Genomic DNA, 18,985 nt, shown 5'->3' with positions numbered 1-18,985 from the left:
AAATACTGGCGGATGCGCCAACAAACTCTCGAGTGGCGTGTTGCGCCTTTGTTTCTTGTTTTAGCAACCTCAATTCATGTCTGATACGACGCCCAAAAAGAAAAAACCTATGCTGCCTACTCCCGCGCCCCGGCCCGGGATGCAGCTGTGGGTGCTGACGGGCCTGGTGGTGCTCATCCTCGGGATGGTGTACCTCTCGCGCAGCAACCCGCTGATTGATATAACCCAGAAGCGCTTTGAGCAGATGCTCACCGCCGGCGACGTGCGCGATATTACTCTTGTGAACGACAAGCTGGTGGAAGTATCCTTGACGCCCGATGCGACGAAGAAAGCACCTTACGACGCGGAGCTGAAGCGCCGTGGCCCACTTTCAGTAGACCAAGGTGCTCAGTATGGCTTCCGGGTAGTAGATGGCAAAACTTTTAAAGCCGACTTGGACCGGGTGCAGGCTACTCTGCCCGCCGACCGCCAAGTAGGCCTCAAGATTGTGGACCGCACTGGCTACAGTGAGTACGTCACGACCTGGGGCTTCATGATTTTATTGTTCGTAGGCTTCTGGTTCCTGATGCGTCGCATGAGCGGAGCGGGCGGGCCTGGCGGTCAAATCTTCAACATTGGGAAGTCTCGGGCGGCCTTGTTTGAAGGTGGCGACAAGGTGAAAATCACCTTTAAGGATGTAGCCGGCCTAGAAGAAGCTAAGGAAGAAGTGCAGGAAATCGTGGAGTTTCTGAAGAACCCTTCGAAGTTCACGATCCTCGGTGGTAAAATTCCGAAAGGTGCGCTGCTGGTAGGTCCTCCCGGTACGGGTAAGACCCTGCTGGCGAAAGCCGTAGCTGGCGAGGCTGATGTGCCGTTCTTCTCCCTGTCGGGTTCCGACTTTGTGGAGATGTTCGTGGGGGTAGGCGCAGCTCGTGTGCGTGACTTGTTTAAGCAAGCCAAAGCCAAGGCCCCGTGTATCATCTTCATCGACGAAATTGATGCTATTGGCCGTAGCCGCTCCCGTGGTAACGTGCCCGGCGGTAACGACGAGCGGGAAAACACCTTGAACTCCCTGCTGGTAGAAATGGACGGCTTCGGTACCGATTCGGGAGTTATCATCCTGGCCGCTACCAACCGCCCCGATACGCTAGACTCGGCCCTGCTGCGTCCGGGTCGTTTCGACCGTCAGATCAGCATCGACAAGCCGGACATTAACGGCCGAACCCAGATCTTCAACGTGCACTTGAAGCCGCTGACGTTGGGCCCCGATGTAGAGGCCAAGAAGCTGGCCGCTCAGACGCCTGGCTTTGCCGGTGCCGAAATTGCCAACGTCTGCAACGAAGCCGCCCTGATTGCCGCCCGCCGCGACAAGAAGATGGTGACCATGCAGGACTTCACTGATGCTGTAGACCGGGTAATCGGGGGCTTGGAGAAGAAGAACAAGATCATCAGCCCCGGCGAGAAAAAGATTGTGGCCTACCACGAAGCAGGCCATGCTATTGCCGGTTGGTTCCTGGAGCACGCCGATCCGTTGGTAAAGGTGAGCATCGTGCCCCGCGGGGTAGCGGCGCTCGGCTACGCGCAGTATCTGCCCCGCGAGCAATTCCTTTACAACACCGAGCAGCTCATGGACGAAATGTGCATGACGCTGGGTGGCCGCGCGGCGGAGGAGCTGGTGTTCGGTAAGATTTCGACCGGTGCCCTCTCAGACTTGGAGCGGATTACCAAGGTAGCCTATAGCATCGTAACGATGTACGGCATGAACGCCAAACTCGGCAATGTCTCGTTCTACGATTCGAAAGGCCAGAACGAGTACGGTTTCACGAAGCCTTACTCCGAAGCTACCTCACAGATGATTGATGAGGAAGTGCGCGCCATCATCGAGCAGGCGTACATCCGGACCAAAGAGCTACTGACGGAGCGCCGGCATGAGCTAGAGGTGGTAGCCAAGGAGTTGTTGGAAAAGGAAATCCTGCTGCAGGATGACTTGGAGCGCCTCGTTGGTAAACGCCCCTTCGACAGCCAGACCACGTACCAAGCCCATATGTCGGGTACGGACCGGAGCGAAACGCTCAGTGAGCGGAAGCAGGAGCACCCGGGCGTACCGCTCGGCAACGACTTGCCCGACCTGAACCTGCCCGGCGTGGACAAAGGCACTGATACGGCCGGTTCCACCACGGAGCCTACTGGCTCCGCCGTTACCCCTGTATAACACAGCACGCCTTAGCACCAGCACCGCCCGGTTTCTCTAACGTGAGAGGCCGGGCGGCGTTTTTTAGGTAGTGGTCAGAAATAGAGGGCCCTGCGTCCGATGGCTTAAGCTGAAACAGGGAAGCGCTGTTGCAAGAAGTGCTGGAAAGCTGGTAGGTGTTGCCCCTTTTCAAAACCGTGTTGCGCAATAGCGGCTCGCACCCTCGGAAGCAGTTCCATGAGCCACTGCTCAAAATCAGCTTCCGTGGCTTGCCGGGAGTGCTGAAGCTGCGCGTCCGTCAATAAACCTGCTCCCGAAGTTAAGGTGCTCATAAATACCGTTTTTACCTCGAGAAATACGAAAAGGATGCCAGGTATTAGCCACCTTCCTGTAGTGCTATTTAGCAGTGAGCTAGGGTAGGAAGTTTGCAGTGCTGAGGCGCATTATTAGCACAAGGGGCCTTATATAGACAATCCCCTATGACATAGTTTTCTATCGTACTACAATTAGTACAGTACCGCTGGGTTGGTAAACCTGGGCTGGGCGGCTGGGGCTAAGCCGGCAAACTTTTGCGTAATCCTTATACCTTTACTCTTATGGCGGATACTTCGCGTGACCTTATCCTGCGCCGCATTCGGGAGTCGTTACGGCAGCCGGCGACCCAGCCAACTCGCCCCGATTTTACGGCCCCTCTGCACCCAGGTCCTGCCTCCGGCGACGACCTAGCTGTGGCATTTGCGCAAAGCTTCGTGCGCGTGGGGGGAGTATTTTATTACTGCGAGTCGGTAGAGCACTTCTACGATCAACTCTTTACCTATAAAAAGGAAAAGGAGTTGGAGTACCTCTACGTGTGGGAGCCGGAGCTGAAGAAGCTGTTGCACGAAGGTAACCTTGTGTTCCAGGGTGATGAAACCGGCTTCCGGGCTCAGGCTGATGCTGGCCTGACCAGTTGTGAAGCGTTGGTGGCCCGCACCGGCAGCGTGCTGGTGTCCGCGGCCACGGCCAGCGGCCGCCGCCTCAGCATCTACCCCGATCAGCACTTAGTGGTGGCCCGCACCTCGCAGGTAGTGGCTGATATTGGCGACGCGCTAAAGCTGCTGCAGCAGAAATACGGCTCCGACAAGCTACCCTCCATGATGTCCCTGACCACCGGGCCCAGTCGCACGGCGGATATTGAAAAAACGCTGGTGCTCGGTGCTCACGGCCCGCGCAGCATCGTGTTGTTTTTACTGGATGACGCGCCCGCCGCAACTGCCTGACCTCGCGCTGCCCCCGGGCCGCCGCGTCTACTTCGCTTCTGATTTTCACCTGGGTGCCCCCGATGCCGCCCGTTCCCTGGAGCGGGAACGGCGCATTGTACGCTGGCTGGATATGGCGGCCCAGGATGCAGCGGCTATCTACCTGCTAGGCGACATATTCGACTTTTGGTTTGAGTACCGGCACGCTATTCCGCGCGGCTTCATTCGGCTGCAAGGCAAGCTGGCGGAGCTAACCGACGCGGGCCTGCCCGTAACGTTTTTCACGGGCAACCACGATATGTGGATGTTCGACTACTTCACCCAGGAGCTGAATATTCCGGTACTACGCCAGGCGGTAAGTCAGCAAATTGGAAAACACCGGTTCCACATCGGCCATGGCGACGGCCTGGGCCCCGGCGACCACACCTACAAAGTATTGAAGCGGGTGTTTGCCTCGCCCGTGGCGCAGTGGCTGTTCGCGCGGCTGCACCCCAACCTAGGTATTGGTATTGCCAACCGCTGGAGCCGCCACAGTCGCCTGCAAAACGGGGCCGCCGACGAGCAGTATTTTGGTGAGGACGAGTGGCTGCTAACCTACTGTCGCCAGGTGCAGCGCGAGTTTCCCCACGAGTACTACGTATTCGGGCACCGCCACCTGCCGCTGAATGTGGAGGTAACTGCCGGCAGCCGCTACGTAAACCTGGGCGAGTGGGTCAATTATTGCTCCTACGGCGTGTATGATGGAAATGAGCTGGCCTTACAGCATTTTGAGCAGGGGAAATAGAAGTGAGATAATAGAGCCGAAAACCAAGAATCAGGTAGTAACTGGTTTCTTGCTCCTCAGCTCTTTTTTCTCACTTCCGGGGGCAGCCCGCGCCCAAACTACGGCTCCCGCCGCCGGTTCTATAGCTCCGGCTTCCCAGGCCGCGCCCGTAGTGACTGTGCCCACCGATCCGGAGGCTCCGGCCGGCGCGTGGGTGCTGGTACGCACCATTGCCTTGGCTCAGCCGGGCCCCGCCTCCCTCGACCGCCGCGGCAACTTGTACGTAACCGACGCCCAAAACAACCTGCATCAATACGGCCCCGACGGGCAGCCGCTCAACACATTTTCGCCGCCGCTGCCCGGGCATACGGCGCAGATAGAAGCCTGGAATACCGCCAAAGTCCTGGTGTTTTACGACGACCGTCAGCAGGCCGTAGTGCTGGACCGGTTTCTGGCCCCCTTGGCCGAGCTGCGCTGGCCGGACTACCTGGACGGCCAGGTGCGGGTGCTGACGCTGGCGCCCGACGACCGGTATTGGCTGCTCAACGAATCGGACCTGACCCTGCGGCAGTTTGACCAGGGCCAAAAGCGCTTCACCATTACTACCCCCCTGGACTTGCTCATCGGCCGCAGCCGCCCCGACTTCCGGTTTCTGCGCGAGTACCAGAACAACCTCTACCTCGTCGACCGCAGCAGTGGCATTTACGTGTTCGACAACCTGGGCAACTACCGTAAGAAGCTGCCGCTGCCGGGCCTGAGCTACGTAGGTTTCCGCGGCGACGAACTCTACTACTTAGCACCCGATGGAGTACATTTTCTGCACTTATACACGCTCGCGGATCGCCTGCTACCCCTACCGGTCACAAGAGGACAACAGGTATTAGTCGGCGAGCAGTACGCCTACGTGTTGACGGCAGCGGGCGTGCAAGTGTATAAAATATAGTCATTTGTAGCTACCCGAATAAGGAAGCGTAATCGGAATGCCCGTTTGTTGGGCCCCAGTGATTCGAAACCGAGTAAAGTAGGAAGCGAGCTAGAAAGAGCGGCTATAACCTCGACAACAGGCTGGGCGTTATGAGAAAGAGAGCTAGCCGCGGCTGGCCCTGGTTCTTTCTACTCCACAACCCCCAGTTATGAAAGCACTCGTGTATCACGGGATGAAGGACGTGCGCGTCGATACCGTAGACGATCCGAAGATTGAAGACGCGCGCGACGCAATTATTCGCGTAACGAGCACTGCCATTTGCGGCTCCGACCTGCATATTTATAACGGCAGCATTCCGCAGCCCCGGCCCATGGTGCTTGGCCACGAGTTTATGGGCATCGTGGAAGAGGTAGGCAAAGGCGCCAAAGGCAAATTGAAAGTTGGCGACCGGGTAGTGGTACCCTTTCCCGTGGCCTGCGGCACCTGCTACTTCTGTAACCATCAGCTACCCGGCCACTGCGAAAACTCCAACCCCGAGCACTACGGGCCCGAGGGTGGCCTTATGACTGAGAAAGGGGGCGCCTTGTTTGGTTACACTGATATTTACGGCGGCTACAACGGCGGCCAGGCGGAGTACGTGCGCGTGCCTTACGCCGACTTCGGCCCCCGCGTTATTCCCGACAGCCTTACCGACGAGCAGGCCCTGTTCCTGACCGATATTTTCCCTACGGGCTATTCCGGCATCGATTGGGCCGACGTGAAAGGTGGCGAGTTTGTTGCCATTTTCGGATCAGGGCCGGTAGGCATTATGGCCGCCAAATCGGCGTGGCTGCGCGGCGCGGCCCGGGTGGTTGTTATCGATACCCAGCAGTACCGCCTCGACAAAGCCAAGCGCGTTACCAACTGCGAAACCATTTTGTGGGAAAATCGCAAAGATGTAATTGAGCAGATTCGGGAGATGAGCGAAGGCCGCGGGGCCGATGTGTGCGTGGAATGCGTGGGCTTCGAGCCCGACCGGGACCTGCTGGACCGGGCCAAGGCAGTAGTAAACCTGGAAAAAGGTTCGCCTAAAGTGCTGGAAGCCTGCATGAGCGCCGTGCGTCGCGGCGGCGTGGTCACGGTGCTGGGCGTGTACAGCTCCCCCTTCGATAACTTCCCCCTGCACCAGTTCTTCGACAAAGGCATTACAATTCGTGGGGGCCAGGCGCCCGCCCATAAGCACATCGACAAGCTGCTGCAGTACGTCATCGAGGGCAAAGTGGTGCTCGACGACATTATCACCCACCGCCTACCCCTGTCGGAGGCAGCCCACGGCTACGATATTTTCCGCAACAAGAAAGACAACTGCGTAAAAGTAGTGCTTAAGCCCTAAGGTGGTAGCAGCTACACAGAGCAAAGGGCCGGCTATTTGCCGGCCCTTTTTTGTGGCGTTTCAGGGGTAAGTTGATCCTTTTTACGCAGTTTCAGCCCGAAAACGAAGAATGTTTTGCAGGTCAATTTCTGCCTACATTTGAAAGAGACGACTGTGCTCGTTGCTCCCGCTCCCGCTGTTCTTCCCACAACCAACTACTTGCTATGTCTGCTGCCGCTTTCTGCCGCGTCTCTCTTCCTGTACTGCTACTTGCGGCAACTGTAGCCGGCACCACGCAGGGCGTAGCGCAAACAACTCCGGCCCGAACCGCAGCCCGAGTGGCGCCGGGTCTGGAAGCAAACCGAGCGGGGCAGGTGCTGCGGGTTAGCGTAACCGATGAGGCGGCTTTTCAGCGCTGGCTCATCCAGCAGCACCCCCGGGCCGTGGCAGCCCGGGAGCCGCGCCGGGCTGGCCTTTGGCAGGTGCGCGGGCTGACGGCGGCTGAGCTGGTGCAGTGCTCCTGGGTCAGCTTCGTAGAAGTAGCCGACCGCATGGCCCGGCCCGAGCGCCAGCTCAGCGGCGCCGACCTCACGGCCAACAAGGTGACGACGGTGCACGCGCGCTACCCCCAGCTCACGGGCCAGGGCCTGACGGTATCGGTAAAGGAAAGCCCGCTGGACATCAACGACATCGACTTCAAGGGCCGGCTAGTGAACCCCGACCCCCAGGCCCAGCTGCTGAACTCTCACTCCACTATCATGGCCACGCTCATTGCGGGCGGCGGCAACTCGGCCCCCACGGGCAAGGGAGCGGCTTGGCAGGCGCGCATCGCGCAAGCCAGCTACGACAACCTGCTGCCCGATGAGGCAGCCACCCTGGCCGGCCAGGGTGTTTCCGTACAGAATCACTCGTATGGGGTAGCGGTAGAAAACTTTTACGGCCTGGAAGCCCGCGCCTACGACCAGCAGGTGCGGCAAACCCCCGTGCTTCTCCACGTATTCTCAGCCGGCAATTCGGGCAATCAGCCTGCGCCGGCCGGCCCCTACAGCGGCTTGGCCGGGGTAGCCAACCTGACCGGGCAGTTTAAAAACTCCAAGAATACGCTGAGCGTGGGAGCCACCGACGCGCTAGGGCAGACAGCCTTACTTAGCTCCCGCGGCCCTGCTGCCGATGGGCGCATTAAACCGGAGCTGGTAGCCTATGGTGACGGCGGTACCTCCGACGCTGCCGCGCTGGTGTCAGGGAGTAGCCTGCTTGTGCAACAGGCTTACCGCGACGAGCAGGGTAGGCTACCCCCAGTGGCGCTGGTTAAGGCGGCTTTGTTTAATGCGGCCGATGATACCGGCCAGCCTAACGTAGACTTTGTAGCTGGCTACGGGCAGGCGGACGCCTTGGGGGCGGTGCAAACCATCCTGGAACACCGGTTTATAGAAAGTACCGCCACTCAGGGACAGGAGCAAGTATTCAGGATTACCGTACCGGCAGGCACGCACCGGCTGAAAGCTACCCTGGCCTGGACTGACCCCGAGGCCGCCGCCAATGCTGCTACTACCCTAATCAATGACCTCGACCTGACATTGACCCGGCCGGCCGACGGGCAGCAGTGGCTTCCCTGGACGCTCAGCGCGTTTCCTCACCTCGATTCCCTCGCGCTACCCGCTCGTCGCCGGGCCAACCACCGCGACAATGCCGAGCAGATTACCCTCGACCTACCCGCAGCCGGGACCTACGAACTGCGGGTACGCGGATACAACGTGAGCCAAGGGCCCCAGGCATTCAGCCTGGTCTACGAGTTTGAAGCAGGCCTTAGCTGGGTGCACCCTACGGCAGCGCGCAACCTGCGCGCCGCAGAGTCGGCGTTGCTGCGGTGGCAGTGGGCGGGGCCCGCCACGGCGGCCCGGCTGGAGTACCGTGCTCTGGGCCAATCGGCCTGGACTGCCCTGGCTGCTTCGGTAAACCTGGCGCAGCAAGGTTTTCGCTGGACCCCCCCCGACGTAACCGAAGTTGCGCAGCTGCGCCTGCAAACCAGCACTGGCCCCGTGGAGTCCGACGCGTTTTTTGTAGCGCGGCCCTTGGCCCTGCAGGTAGGCTACAGCTGCCCGGAGGAAACACTGCTGACCTGGGCGCGGGTGCCCGGTGCCACGGGCTATCAGGTATACCAATTAGGTGCCACTCACTTGCAGCCTTTCCGTCAGCTTTCCGATACCGCCCTGGTGCTGAGCGCGGCAGAGGCGGCTACCCGCTACTTTGCCGTGGCCCCCATCATAGCTGGTCGGGTAGGGGAGCGGGGCAGCACGACTGATGTAACGCAGGCCGCCTATGGGTGCTATGTCCGCTCTTTCTTGCCCCGGCAGTTGGTCACTGATACCGTGCGTCTGGACCTGATCTTGGGCACTACCTATCAAGTACAACGCTTGGTACTAGAGCGCAAAGCTCCGGATGGTAGTTTTCAATCCGTACAAACCATCAGTCCCGTGCGCACCACCAGCCTGACTCTTCTGGATGCCAGCGCCGTGCCAGGGCGGGCCGAATACCGGGTCCGCTTAGTGCTGACCACCGGCCGGGAGCTGTACAGTTCTGTAGAGGAAGTATTTTTGGTGCCCTCCGTCGCTGAGGTGTTGGTGTACCCCGTGCCCGTGCCCGCCGGCGAACCGCTCACCATCGTCGGCCCCCGCGACCAGCCTTTGCACCTGCGCGTATTCGATCTGACGGGCCGCCTCCGCCTAGAGCGCACCACTGACAATGGCGTTATTCAATCCCAGGACACGCACACGCTGGGCAAAGGCACATTCCTGTTGCGCATCAGCCCGGTAGGCGGCGCGGAAGTAACTCGCCGCCTTGTGATACTGTAAGGGGGCGCCACCCCCATCTTAGCGTGCCTGCTGGTTGTCTGCTGCCGGGTGGTGGCTGACTTCCTCGAACACTTGCCGATAGGTAGCAATACAAGTAGCCACTTGGCCAGATCCTGCGGCGCGCTTGCCGGTAGCAGCCAAAGGCTGCACCTAATCTGCCAGGGTCAGTCTGCAGCCCTTTTGCTAGGGGAAATCAGCAAGGTCAGAGAGTTGCTGCGCAACGCTTTAGCTTGGTGTATGGTCGCTGGCGGCTGCGCCTCTATCGCACTGCTATGCAACAGTGCACGAGGCGCAACGGCTACAAGTTCTACTCCAGTAGCAGCCCCCTTCCGTGGCGCCCGGGTGGGGCAGGCGCAACAAAAAGCCCCGGCTCTTTGAGGAGCCGGGGCTTTTATTTCCACTAGGCTGAGGCCTAGTAGAGGTAGTTCAGCGCCGTGCGGTCGTTGGTATTGAACGGACGGTTCTGGCCCGTGCCGATGCAAGCCAGCATCCACGAGTTCGGATCAGGACCCGAGGGAGTGCCAGGGATGAGGATGGCGCCAACGGTGCTAGCACCTTCGTTCACGGCCGAGCCACCGCAGCTGTACTGACGGCTCATGTAGTCGGTGTGACGGAAGCCGATGCAGTGGCCAACTTCGTGAGCCAACACCGAAGCAATGGTAGTAGTAGCGTAGCTCGTGCCCAGGGCGTCTGAGTTAACCAATACTTGGCTGTAGGGGTTGCCACCGGAAGGGAAACCAGCCGACGCCAGGTACGAAGATCCCGAGGGAGCCTTAGTCAGTACAATGCTACCACCCGAGGTTACGCGTGAGAAGCGCAGCTGCAGGTTCTCCGCGTTGTACCGACGAATCATTTCATCGGTAGCCGTTACGTAGGCCGAGGGCAGTGTGCTAGCTACGCGAATCGTGATGGTGCGGGGCAGGCCCGTTACCAGGTTAGTGGTACGATACTGCTCGTCTTGGCCTACGCGCAGCATCTTGTAATCAGGGGCGCTGGCCAGCATTTCGTTGGTCAGCATAATGTCGCCTTCCACGAGGTAGCCACCTTCTACTTTCTGAGCGCCAGCGGCTGTAAAGCCCAGTGCTTTGATTTGGTTGACGGCCGTCTCCGATACTTCATTCTTTACTTCAACATTGGCTTTTTCCGAACAAGAGGAAAGAGACAGGCTCGTTGCTGCGAGCAGCGCGAGAGGGGCGAGTACTTTTAGTGTTTTCATGTGTTTTGGTTGTGGATGAGTAAAAGAACGGTGTAAACATAGGGTTTCATTATTGATATTTCAAAACAACAGGTAAATGATTGTCAAAATTATATACCTGGGGAACCGCTGCTTATAGCGGTATAGAAAGAAAATATTGGGCTTTAAATAGGATTTTTACTGTGTATGAATATTCTATGAAAATTGCTTTTTAGCAGTGCTGGGTAAACTTTTATCCCTGAAATGGCCTTGGGCAAATAGGACTACTATTCTTTCAAGTAGTCGGCAGTAGAGTGGCAACTTATTTCGCGGCGTAGCGCGCTGTACCGGCTGCCACCTCTAAATCTGTATCTTTGTCTAGAACCGATTTTATGCGGACTGCCTAGTTCCGCTGTACATATAGATCTTTCAGGCCGTGGCTTGCTCATCCTGCTCCTCCTCCGGCGGGGGCTGCTCCACTACATCTGCCAAGGGCTGCGGCTCCAAAGGCAGTTGCAGTAGCGGCTGTACCCGCCTCAACGTATTCGACTGGCTCCAGGACTTGGAGATGCCCAGCGACTTTAAAGAGTTTGACCTTGTAGAAGTCCGCTTTAAGGGCGGACGCAAAGACTTTTTCCGCAATAAAACCCGTATTCCGCTTATTACAGGCGACGCCGTAGTGGTAGAGTCGGCGGGCAGCGGCTGGCACTTGGGGCACGTTTCCCTGAAGGGCGAGCTAGTACGCCTGCAAATGAAGAAGAAGAAAGTGCCCCTCGACTCTAAGGATATCCGCACGATTCTGCGGGTAGCCACGGAGCAGGACGTGGAGCGCTGGCAGGCCGTGCGCGACCTGGAAACCGGCACTATGTTCAAGGCCCGCGCCGTAGTAGATGAACTGCGGCTGAAAATGAAGCTCTCCGATGTGGAGTATCAGGCCGACCGTACCCGTGCTACCTTCTTCTACTCTGCCGATGATCGGGTCGACTTCCGCGACCTGATTAAGCGCCTGGCCGATGAGTTTCGGGTGCGGGTAGAAATGCGCCAGATTTCGCTGCGCCACGAAGCCGGTCGCCTCGGCGGCATTGGCTCCTGCGGGCGGGAACTGTGCTGCTCTACCTGGCTCACCGACTTTAAGAGCGTAAGCACTACTGCCGCCCGCTACCAGAACCTGAGCCTGAACCCGGCTAAGCTCTCGGGCCAGTGCGGACGCCTGAAGTGCTGCCTCAACTACGAACTGGACACGTACCTCGACGCTCTTAAGGACATTCCGCAGGTACAGCGCCCCTTGCAAACGGAAAAGGGCGACTATACCCTGCAGAAAACCGACATCTTTAAGAAGAAGATGTGGTTTGCCGTACGCGGCGACAACAACTGGGTGGTGGTGCCTACGGAGCGTGTGCGTGAGGTGCTGGAGTTGAATAAGCGTGGCGAAAAGCCTGAGAGCCTGCTCGCTCCCGTGCGCGAAGAGGAGAAAGCCCCCGAAGTAACGGCCATTGTGGAAGGTTCGCTGGAGCGCCTCGACGACAAGATAAAGGCGTCCAAGCGCAGCAAGCGGGGCAAAAAGAAAAAAGAGAAAGGCTCCGAGGAGGTCGTTCCAACTCCCGTAGCAACGGCACGCCCCGCACGCAACCACCCGCCGCGCCCCACTGTTCCTTCTGACCCGCGCGAAGCAACGCCCGCCCCACCTGCCGAAGGGGAAGGGCCCGCGGCCGGTGAGGAGCGCAGCCGCCCCCGTGGCGCAGCGGCGCGCCCCCTGAACCGGCGAGGCCGCGGCCGCGGCGAAGGCAGGCGTTCCGACGCAAGCCGTCCCCAGGACTCAGCTTCCGCAACTCCTGGCGGCGAACCCAGCCGACCGCCCCGCGAGGGCCGTCCTCCGCGCAGCACTGCCCCCGGCGAAACTCCGGAAGCCAGCGAGGCCCGGCGCAGCCGCTCGAACCGGCGCGGCGGGCGCTCCGGCCGCCCTGGGGGCGGAGGTGGCGAGCCGGCGGCTCCTTCTTCGGCTTCTTGATGCTCCTGCCTATGCGTTTTCTTTTTCGTTTGCTTCCCGTGCTCGGGATAGGGTTACTGACTGCCTGCGACCAGAATCAGGTATTTGAAAAAAATATCGACCTCAAGTCGCCGGACGGGGACCCCTACGTGTGGGCCGTGCAGGACAAGCCTACCTTCGAGTTTGATATTGCTGATACCACGCAGCGCTACGACGTGTACTTCAACATTCGGAACGCCGCCGACTACGAGTACTACAATCTCTACGTGAAGCAGACCCTGACCGGACCCGATGGCAAGCTGGTGTCGCGGCGGCTGCACCAAATGCTGCTGTTGGATCCGCAAACCGGCGAGCCCCGAGGCAACGGCACCGGCGACATCTATGACCACCAGATTCTGGCCCTACCGAACCAGCAGTTTCACCAGGTGGGCCGCTACACGCTTACGCTGGAGCAGTACATGCGCCAGAATCAGCTCCGCGGCATTATGGCCGTGGGAGTGCGGGTAGCTCGGCACCCAGCTGCAAAGTAGCCGGCCTGGTACACAAGGCCTGATACACCCCCACACAAAACCCCGGCAGAGTACTCCGCCGGGGTTTTGTGTGGGGGTTTGTGCGTGAAGGAATTAGATGCGCTCTACTTTCACGGCGTTCTGACCTTTCTTGCCGTCGATAACGTCGAATGATACCCGGTCATTTTCGCGTATTTCGTGCACGAGGCCCGTCTGATGCACGAAAATCTCTTGTCCATTTTCGTCTTGTACAATGAATCCATAGCCTTTTGATTCATTGAAAAACTTCACTTTGCCGGTTTTCATAGCAGGGTGTAAGCGGTTGTGGGGTGAAAGAATGGCGGTAAATCTACATGGTTTTCCAACTTGGCAAAACCCCCAAGGGCGGAACGCAGACCGGATGGCTGCGTATGAAAGTGGATTCCAGCTCATCTATATTTTTTTGTCATGACTGATTCTTCCGCCTCCGGCCCCGATACTTCTTCTCCCTTACCCCCCCCCGCGGAGCCCGGCGCCGAGCCCCGCGAGCTGCAAGCCCCCGCCAACACCACCGGCCAGCAGCCCTTCGCCCACGACCCTAATCACGACCAGAACGAGGTAGCCGGGGCCAGCCGCGGCGAGTTTGGTCGGCAGTCAAATCAGGGGGTTACGCAGGGCGGCTACGGCAACGAGGCAAGCCGCGGCGCGGCTACCTATGCCGGCTCGCTCGATACGCCAGCTCCTACCACCGGCTACATAGGGGAGCGGGAACAGCGCCCGGCCGGCTTTCCCGACAGTAGCAACGGCAGCTATGGCACCCAGCCGGTGGGGGCTACCCCTCCCAGCACCTCGGCTGTGGGGGCTGAATTCGCCAACGATAATGCCGCTCCCAAAGGCTCCGATTCGGGTTACGCCGACAATTATGGTACTTCCTCGCTAGGGGGAGCCCACGCCGGCAGCGGCCTGCCGGATACCTCGCAGCGTAATCAGCGAGAAGATTACCGTCCGAACCATCCTGAGAGCGGGCCCCAGGGGCAGCAAACCGGAGTGGCCCCGTCTAACTCCAGCCAGGGCACCAACGAGGCCGATGCCACGCCCACAGCCGGTTCGCGCAGCGGCTACCAGGCTGCCGGCTCGCCCGACGCCCAAGGCAGCCAGCAGAGTGGCTTCGGCTCCAAGGGCGGCTCCTACAACGATGAGTACGACGCGGCTGAATCCGGCGACCAGACCGACAGTTCCCCGGCCCGCGGCGACTACAACAGCCAGGAGGAAGCCCGCAACTACGGCGGCGCTTCTGATGAGCGTACCAACTCGGCCCGCAACCCCGATTACGGGCCCATGCCCGGTCGCACCGGCTCCCCGGACTAGCGCACAGACACCCCTGAAAACAGCCTGCCCACCGGAAGCACTTCGGTGGGCAGGCTGTTTTCAGGGGGTATACGTAGCCAAAAACAGCTTACCCTTTTCGTTGCTGAAAATAAGGTCTTGGTTGGTCACGAACACCAGCGCTTCCATTTGACCCGAATCCGGAATGTCGAGGCGACTTTTGAGCCCGTCGAACAGGCGGCGGCCGGGTAGGCGCTCGAACAGGTACACTTGCTCATAGCCCAGCAGCGCCACGCGCTTGCCGTCCGGGCTGATGTCGGCGCTGGTAACCCAGGTAGGCAGCTGTAGGCTATCCACGAGGCGGGCGGTGTGGTGGCCGGGGCGGGCCGGCAGCACGTACTGCTTGAGCCAGTGGCCTTCACCCCGATTTTTAGTGAACAGGTAAAGACTGTCCTGGTAATAGTAGAAGGCCTCGCAGTCGAAGTTACGCCGGGGCTTGCGGGGCGGGAAAGCGTGCTGATCGGCGTAGTGAAAGTGCAGCGTGTCAACCTGTTGCAGGGTAGGGCCGCTAAGCCGATAGATGCACAAGTTGCGCCGCTTGTTCTGATTGTTGCCGAAGTCGCCGAGGTAGAGGCGACGCTCTTCATCCTGCGCCAGGTCCTCCCAGTCGATGTTCTGCAGGGGAGCTAAGTCCAGAGTCTGGAGCAGGTCGCCCTGGCGGGTTACTTTGTAGAGGCGGGCCGTGTTGCCCCCATCGGCGTGCGTCCACAGGTCCCCCTCGGGGCTGGCAATTTCCAGGCCTGAACTTTCGGCCACCCGTTGCCGGTCGAGACGCCCAATTTCTTCTACCTCATACTGCTTACTGACCGAAGCAAAATCGCCGCGGCCGTGGTCCTGCAGGCAGCTTTCCAAGCTCAGGGACAAAAGGAGGCAGCCGAGTAGTAGCGCGTGGCGCGGCGAAGGAAGCATAAGCAGGATACAAAAACAGGCTCCCCACCATCTGCTGGCCGAGGAAAAAAGCAGGCATGCGGGGCAACCGGATTCCGCGGCCGAAAAATACCACTTCCCGCCGGAAGGCGCTGGGTTGGGGCAGGTCATGCGGGTATCTCGCTGCAGATCTTCTTGTTGCAGGTAGCCTTGGTTGATATGCATCAACAAGTTATTGCCCTAGGCCTGCTCACTTTGGGGGCCTGGCGGCGCTGGGCCACCCATCAGGACTGCCCCCAACTTGCTGGTCTGGCCGGCGTTCCTAGCCTCGCAGACTGCTCCCGCCTTCCGCCCGGCCGGGCAGCGGCAGCCCCTTAGCTGGCGCACGGCGCTTCCGCTGACGCTGGCAGGACCGGGTTACCTGGGCCGCAACGAAAACTTCCTCGCCGAAATAAAGAACCAAGCACACGAGAAAACCCGGGAGTATTTTCTCTGCTTCCACACCCGGTTCGACGACTACCCCGGCCCGCGCCTGCCGTGGTTGCCTTTGCGGCCGGCCCACCCGGCGAACGGCAGGTAGTGCAGTGTACGGTGTGCTACAGCCTGGCCCGCGCCCTGAGCACGGGCGCTGTCACGCGGCTCCGGCACGCCGACCACACCTGCTGGCCCGATAATTTGCCTGACTGTAGCTGCTTTCCCTCGGCCCATAGAATGGAGGCCTTCCTGACGGCCACGCTGCTGCACGAACAGTTCCGGTAAGGGGATATTCGTGGATATTGGTGGGCAGCGGCCACTGGGTAACCTACGTGCTGGCTGGGGCTGGGGTAGGCGTTTGGTTGGCCGAAACCGTCTCGCGGCTCAGTCACCGGCTCTTGCTGTTGCCGGCTTACATGCCAAGCGGCTTATGGGTAGTGGGGTATCAGGGCGCGTTGGTTGCTTACCTAAGTACTAGGTAAGGCGCCAGCTTTTCGTAAGTGGCCTGGTCCAGAATGCGGATCTGCCGCAGGTCGGTGGGTTGGCGGAAAGGGCCGTGCTGCTGCCGGAACGCCACCAGCACCCGGGCCAGGCGCTTGCCTACGTAGGGGTGGGCCTGGAGCACTTCAAAGGGAGCATTGTTCACGTCGAGCGGGGTAGGGGCGAAGCTGGGGGCTACAAACGTGTACTTGCGCAGGCTGTCCACCAAGTCGGGCGCGTCGCGGAGGCTGTAGATTTCGGCCGTTTGTGCCTGGGTGCGGAAGCCACCCAGGCGCTGCCGGTACTCCACAATGCGCCGGGCGTATCCGCGGCCAATCCCCCGAATCTGCATCAGTTGGGTAGTATCCGCCGCGTTCAGGTCGAACGGTGCCAACCGGGCAGGCTTGCGAGCGAAGCGGCTTGCGCCGGCGCTAAACGGCTGGTGTTCAAAATACTCCTTACGCCGATTGGCGGCATACTGCCGGGGCTCGTGTGGGGGCAGCTGGTCGGGCAGCTGGATGTAAGGGGCTAGGCGCGTGTACACTGAGTCATCGAGCCCGTAAGTCCGCCGGATCTGCTCCTTGGCCCGGAACCCGCCGATAACCTCGCGGTAGCGTACAATACGCCGGGCCACGTAGCGCGGCAGCCCCCGTGCCTCCCACTCCATTTCCGACAGCTGGTTGGGATTGAACGGAGCCAGGGGTACCTGGGCTACGGGAGCCCCCCGGTGGGGGTAACGGCTGGTAAACGCGGGCCGGGCTGTGCGCCGGGCCGCCAACTCAGTGGCCCAAGCGTTGAGGCGCCGCTGATCGGGGGCCGGGTCGTAGGAGGGCAGGGCGGGGCGTAGCAAGGAGGGCAGCACCAGCCACAGCAGCAGCAGCCCCACCAGCACGACAAAGCCCGAGGTTTCGCGGCGCGAGAAGCCAAAGTAGCGCCGCAATGTCCGCTGCCCCAGCAAGAAAACACCCCGGCGGCGGGGTGGCTTAGAGGCTGGTCCGGCGGGCGGACGCTGCGAAACGGGCATACATAGAATAGATAAAGTTTGGATAAACTATTGCTAGCCTAAGTATAGAAGGAAATCGGCAATAAAGCCACCTTCCCTACCTGCGAATCTTCACGTCGACCTCATAGTGGTAGCGCGGGGGGCCGCCCAGAGGCACGGCAAAGAAGGGTAAAGCTACGTCGTACTGGTCCGTGACGTAAAACACCAGGTCGTTGGTGGCCTTGGCCAGGGAGGTCAGCTGCAAATCCAGAGACAGGCCGTGTTCCTTGGCCGTGATGGGGTGGACGCTGCTGGCCCACGCTTTGTCGCCGCTGATGGCGGCGGGGTGGCCATTTTTCGCCACGCTGAAAATTTTCAGAGCCACGTCGCCGTCCACATCAAAGTTGCTTTGCTTGATGCTCACCACCCGGTCGTTGACGAAGGGGTAGAGGTGGGTTGTGGCTTTCCGTTGGGGGGAGAGACGAAAGGAATACTCGTAAGTGAAGGCGTTGCCACCTTCCACGGCTACGTTCTGGGTAGGCGAGGTGCTCAGAAAGTAGCGGTACAGATTGCCGTCGTCGCCTTTCTTGCCTTGGGCAATTAGCTTAAACACATACCCGTCGAACTCTGGCACGAACTCGCCTTCCAGCGGATTCAGGGGCCCGAAAGTATACCACTGCCCGTCGTAGATTTTATCGGCCCCGAAGGTTTTGGTTTTAAGCAGGGTGCCCGAACGGAAATTTCCTTTAGGTTCCGTGCCGCGGGCAGCGGGGCCGGAGTGGGCCCCGGCTCCCCCGTACAGGCTGAATTCTGTGGTCGTATTCCAACCGAACTTGGCCTCGTCGTGCTGGCCCCCGCAGTCGGGGTCGAAGACGCGGATATAAACTGGCTGCCGGTTAGCCTTGGGTACCAGGAAAAAAAACGTCTGGGTGAAATCATCGTCGCCCCAGCTTTTATCGGCCTGCGCCCCAAACGTCACCAGAAACGCCACGTTCTCGCCGGGGTTGGGCACGGCCTGGGCCACAGCCTCAGTAGGCCGTAGCAGGCCTATCAGCCCCAGGAAGCTCAGCAGGACAAAGTGAAACTGCACCATGCCCCGAAGGTACACCAGCAGCTGAATTTTACCCGAATCGGATGGAGGGAACACGAAGGCCGTTGCCGAAACCGTTTAGGGGCAGTATCATTACAGGCGATTCTGCTTTACTGCCCGTACTACTATGAGCGCCACCACCCGCCGTACCACCGATTTTCTGGACTCCCTGGCTGCCGATTTGCAGCGGGTGCGGGAAATTACCAACCGCCGCTTCCGCCCTCTGACCGACGACCAGCTCAACCGCGGCCCCGGGCCGGGCAAGTGGAGCGTGGGCCAGTGCCTGGAGCACCTTAACATCGTGGGTGGGCTGTATCTGCCGGTGATGAGTCGCAAAATCAAGGCGGCCAAGGAGCGAGGCTCTAAGCCGGCCGAAATGGTAGTGCACGGCTTCTTCGGGAAGAAAATGACCGATGCCATGCGCCTGCCCGCCAGCGAAAAACCCATGAAAGCGCCCCAGCAGTACGCGCCCAGCGGCTCGCGGCTGCCCCGTACCGTAGTAGAAGTGTTCACCCGCCAGCTCGACGAGCTGGATAACCTCATCAGCCAGTCGCGGACGGTGAATGCCAATGCCGTGCGCATCCCTAACCCCATCGTGCCGCTACTCCTACCCCGCCTCACCGACGCGCTGGAGCTACTGGTGGAGCACATGAAGCGCCACATTCAGCAGGCCGAGCGGGTGCTGGACGGAAAATAGACCCGGTGGCTGCCAGGTAGAAGAAAGGCTCCCGCAACCTGAGGTTGCGGGAGCCTTTCTT

The 18,985-nt window shown here is 60.0% G+C and carries 16 protein-coding genes; 11 read left to right on the top strand and 5 right to left on the bottom strand.

Annotated features, from left to right (window positions below; genetic code table 11):
• Window positions 1-76 precede the first annotated feature (76 nt).
• The 6 genes from ftsH (at window position 77) to K3G63_RS11325 (ending at window position 9,299) form a co-directional block, all read left to right on the top strand.
• On the top strand, window positions 77-2,191 hold the full coding sequence (gene ftsH, locus K3G63_RS11350; RefSeq protein WP_220614244.1) for an ATP-dependent zinc metalloprotease FtsH: 2,115 nt from the start codon (window positions 77-79) through the stop codon (window positions 2,189-2,191).
• Window positions 2,192-2,766: 575 nt separating this feature from the next.
• A complete protein-coding gene (locus tag K3G63_RS11345) occupies window positions 2,767-3,429 on the top strand; it encodes an LUD domain-containing protein (protein ID WP_220614243.1) in 663 nt (220 codons plus the stop codon).
• Entirely contained in the window at window positions 3,404-4,192 is a 789-nt protein-coding gene (locus K3G63_RS11340; RefSeq protein WP_220614242.1) for a UDP-2,3-diacylglucosamine diphosphatase, read from the top strand. The genes K3G63_RS11345 and K3G63_RS11340 overlap by 26 nt, the downstream gene beginning before the upstream one ends.
• Window positions 4,193-4,241: 49 nt before the next feature.
• Window positions 4,242-5,114, top strand: coding sequence for a hypothetical protein (locus tag K3G63_RS11335; protein ID WP_220614241.1), 873 nt, complete (start codon window positions 4,242-4,244; stop codon window positions 5,112-5,114).
• Between the two features lie 190 nt (window positions 5,115-5,304).
• A complete protein-coding gene (locus K3G63_RS11330; RefSeq protein WP_220614240.1) occupies window positions 5,305-6,468 on the top strand; it encodes a zinc-dependent alcohol dehydrogenase in 1,164 nt (387 codons plus the stop codon).
• Window positions 6,469-6,671: 203 nt separating this feature from the next.
• Window positions 6,672-9,299: a S8 family serine peptidase gene (locus tag K3G63_RS11325; protein WP_220614239.1), complete on the top strand. Its 2,628-nt coding sequence runs from the start codon at window positions 6,672-6,674 to the stop codon at window positions 9,297-9,299.
• A 412-nt stretch (window positions 9,300-9,711) separates the two neighbouring features.
• Here the strand turns inward: K3G63_RS11325 and K3G63_RS11320 are convergent, their stop codons facing one another.
• The gene (locus K3G63_RS11320; RefSeq protein WP_220614238.1) at window positions 9,712-10,515 is read right to left on the bottom strand and encodes a M57 family metalloprotease; all 804 of its coding nucleotides are present in this window, start codon (window positions 10,513-10,515) and stop codon (window positions 9,712-9,714) included.
• Window positions 10,516-10,909: 394 nt separating this feature from the next.
• Here K3G63_RS11320 and ricT point away from each other — a divergent pair, with 394 nt between their 5' ends.
• Window positions 10,910-12,481: a regulatory iron-sulfur-containing complex subunit RicT gene (gene ricT / locus K3G63_RS11315; protein WP_310794579.1), complete on the top strand. Its 1,572-nt coding sequence runs from the start codon at window positions 10,910-10,912 to the stop codon at window positions 12,479-12,481.
• An 11-nt stretch (window positions 12,482-12,492) separates the two neighbouring features.
• Window positions 12,493-12,990, top strand: coding sequence for a gliding motility lipoprotein GldH (locus K3G63_RS11310; RefSeq protein ID WP_220614237.1), 498 nt, complete (start codon window positions 12,493-12,495; stop codon window positions 12,988-12,990).
• A 93-nt stretch (window positions 12,991-13,083) separates the two neighbouring features.
• Here the strand turns inward: K3G63_RS11310 and K3G63_RS11305 are convergent, their stop codons facing one another.
• The gene (locus K3G63_RS11305; protein ID WP_045688855.1) at window positions 13,084-13,275 is read right to left on the bottom strand and encodes a cold-shock protein; all 192 of its coding nucleotides are present in this window, start codon (window positions 13,273-13,275) and stop codon (window positions 13,084-13,086) included.
• 141 nt (window positions 13,276-13,416) lie between these two features.
• Here K3G63_RS11305 and K3G63_RS11300 point away from each other — a divergent pair, with 141 nt between their 5' ends.
• Window positions 13,417-14,316, top strand: a complete 900-nt coding sequence (locus K3G63_RS11300; protein ID WP_220614236.1) for a hypothetical protein — start codon at window positions 13,417-13,419, stop codon at window positions 14,314-14,316.
• A gap of 60 nt (window positions 14,317-14,376) precedes the next feature.
• Here K3G63_RS11300 and K3G63_RS11295 read toward each other — a convergent pair whose 3' ends face one another.
• Window positions 14,377-15,243, bottom strand: coding sequence for a hypothetical protein (locus K3G63_RS11295; protein ID WP_220614235.1), 867 nt, complete (start codon window positions 15,241-15,243; stop codon window positions 14,377-14,379).
• A 495-nt stretch (window positions 15,244-15,738) separates the two neighbouring features.
• Between K3G63_RS11295 and K3G63_RS11290 the strand changes: the two genes are divergently transcribed.
• Complete coding sequence (locus K3G63_RS11290; RefSeq protein WP_220614234.1) at window positions 15,739-15,960, top strand: hypothetical protein; 222 nt, start codon at window positions 15,739-15,741, stop codon at window positions 15,958-15,960.
• A 178-nt stretch (window positions 15,961-16,138) separates the two neighbouring features.
• On the opposite strand, the gene K3G63_RS11285 is transcribed toward K3G63_RS11290, so the two are convergent.
• Entirely contained in the window at window positions 16,139-17,179 is a 1,041-nt protein-coding gene (locus tag K3G63_RS11285) for a helix-hairpin-helix domain-containing protein (protein WP_220614233.1), read from the bottom strand.
• A 76-nt stretch (window positions 17,180-17,255) separates the two neighbouring features.
• Window positions 17,256-18,284, bottom strand: a complete 1,029-nt coding sequence (locus K3G63_RS11280) for a hypothetical protein (protein ID WP_220614232.1) — start codon at window positions 18,282-18,284, stop codon at window positions 17,256-17,258.
• 70 nt (window positions 18,285-18,354) lie between these two features.
• Between K3G63_RS11280 and K3G63_RS11275 the strand changes: the two genes are divergently transcribed.
• Window positions 18,355-18,924, top strand: a complete 570-nt coding sequence (locus K3G63_RS11275; RefSeq protein WP_220614231.1) for a DinB family protein — start codon at window positions 18,355-18,357, stop codon at window positions 18,922-18,924.
• The last annotated feature ends 61 nt before the right edge of the window (window positions 18,925-18,985 follow it).

It is taken from the genome of Hymenobacter sp. HSC-4F20 (assembly GCF_019599275.1).
Taxonomy (GTDB): Bacteria; Bacteroidota; Bacteroidia; order Cytophagales; family Hymenobacteraceae; genus Hymenobacter.
The sequence above is the reverse complement of the archived record's forward strand: the minus strand, read 5'-3'. Positions and strand labels throughout refer to the sequence as shown.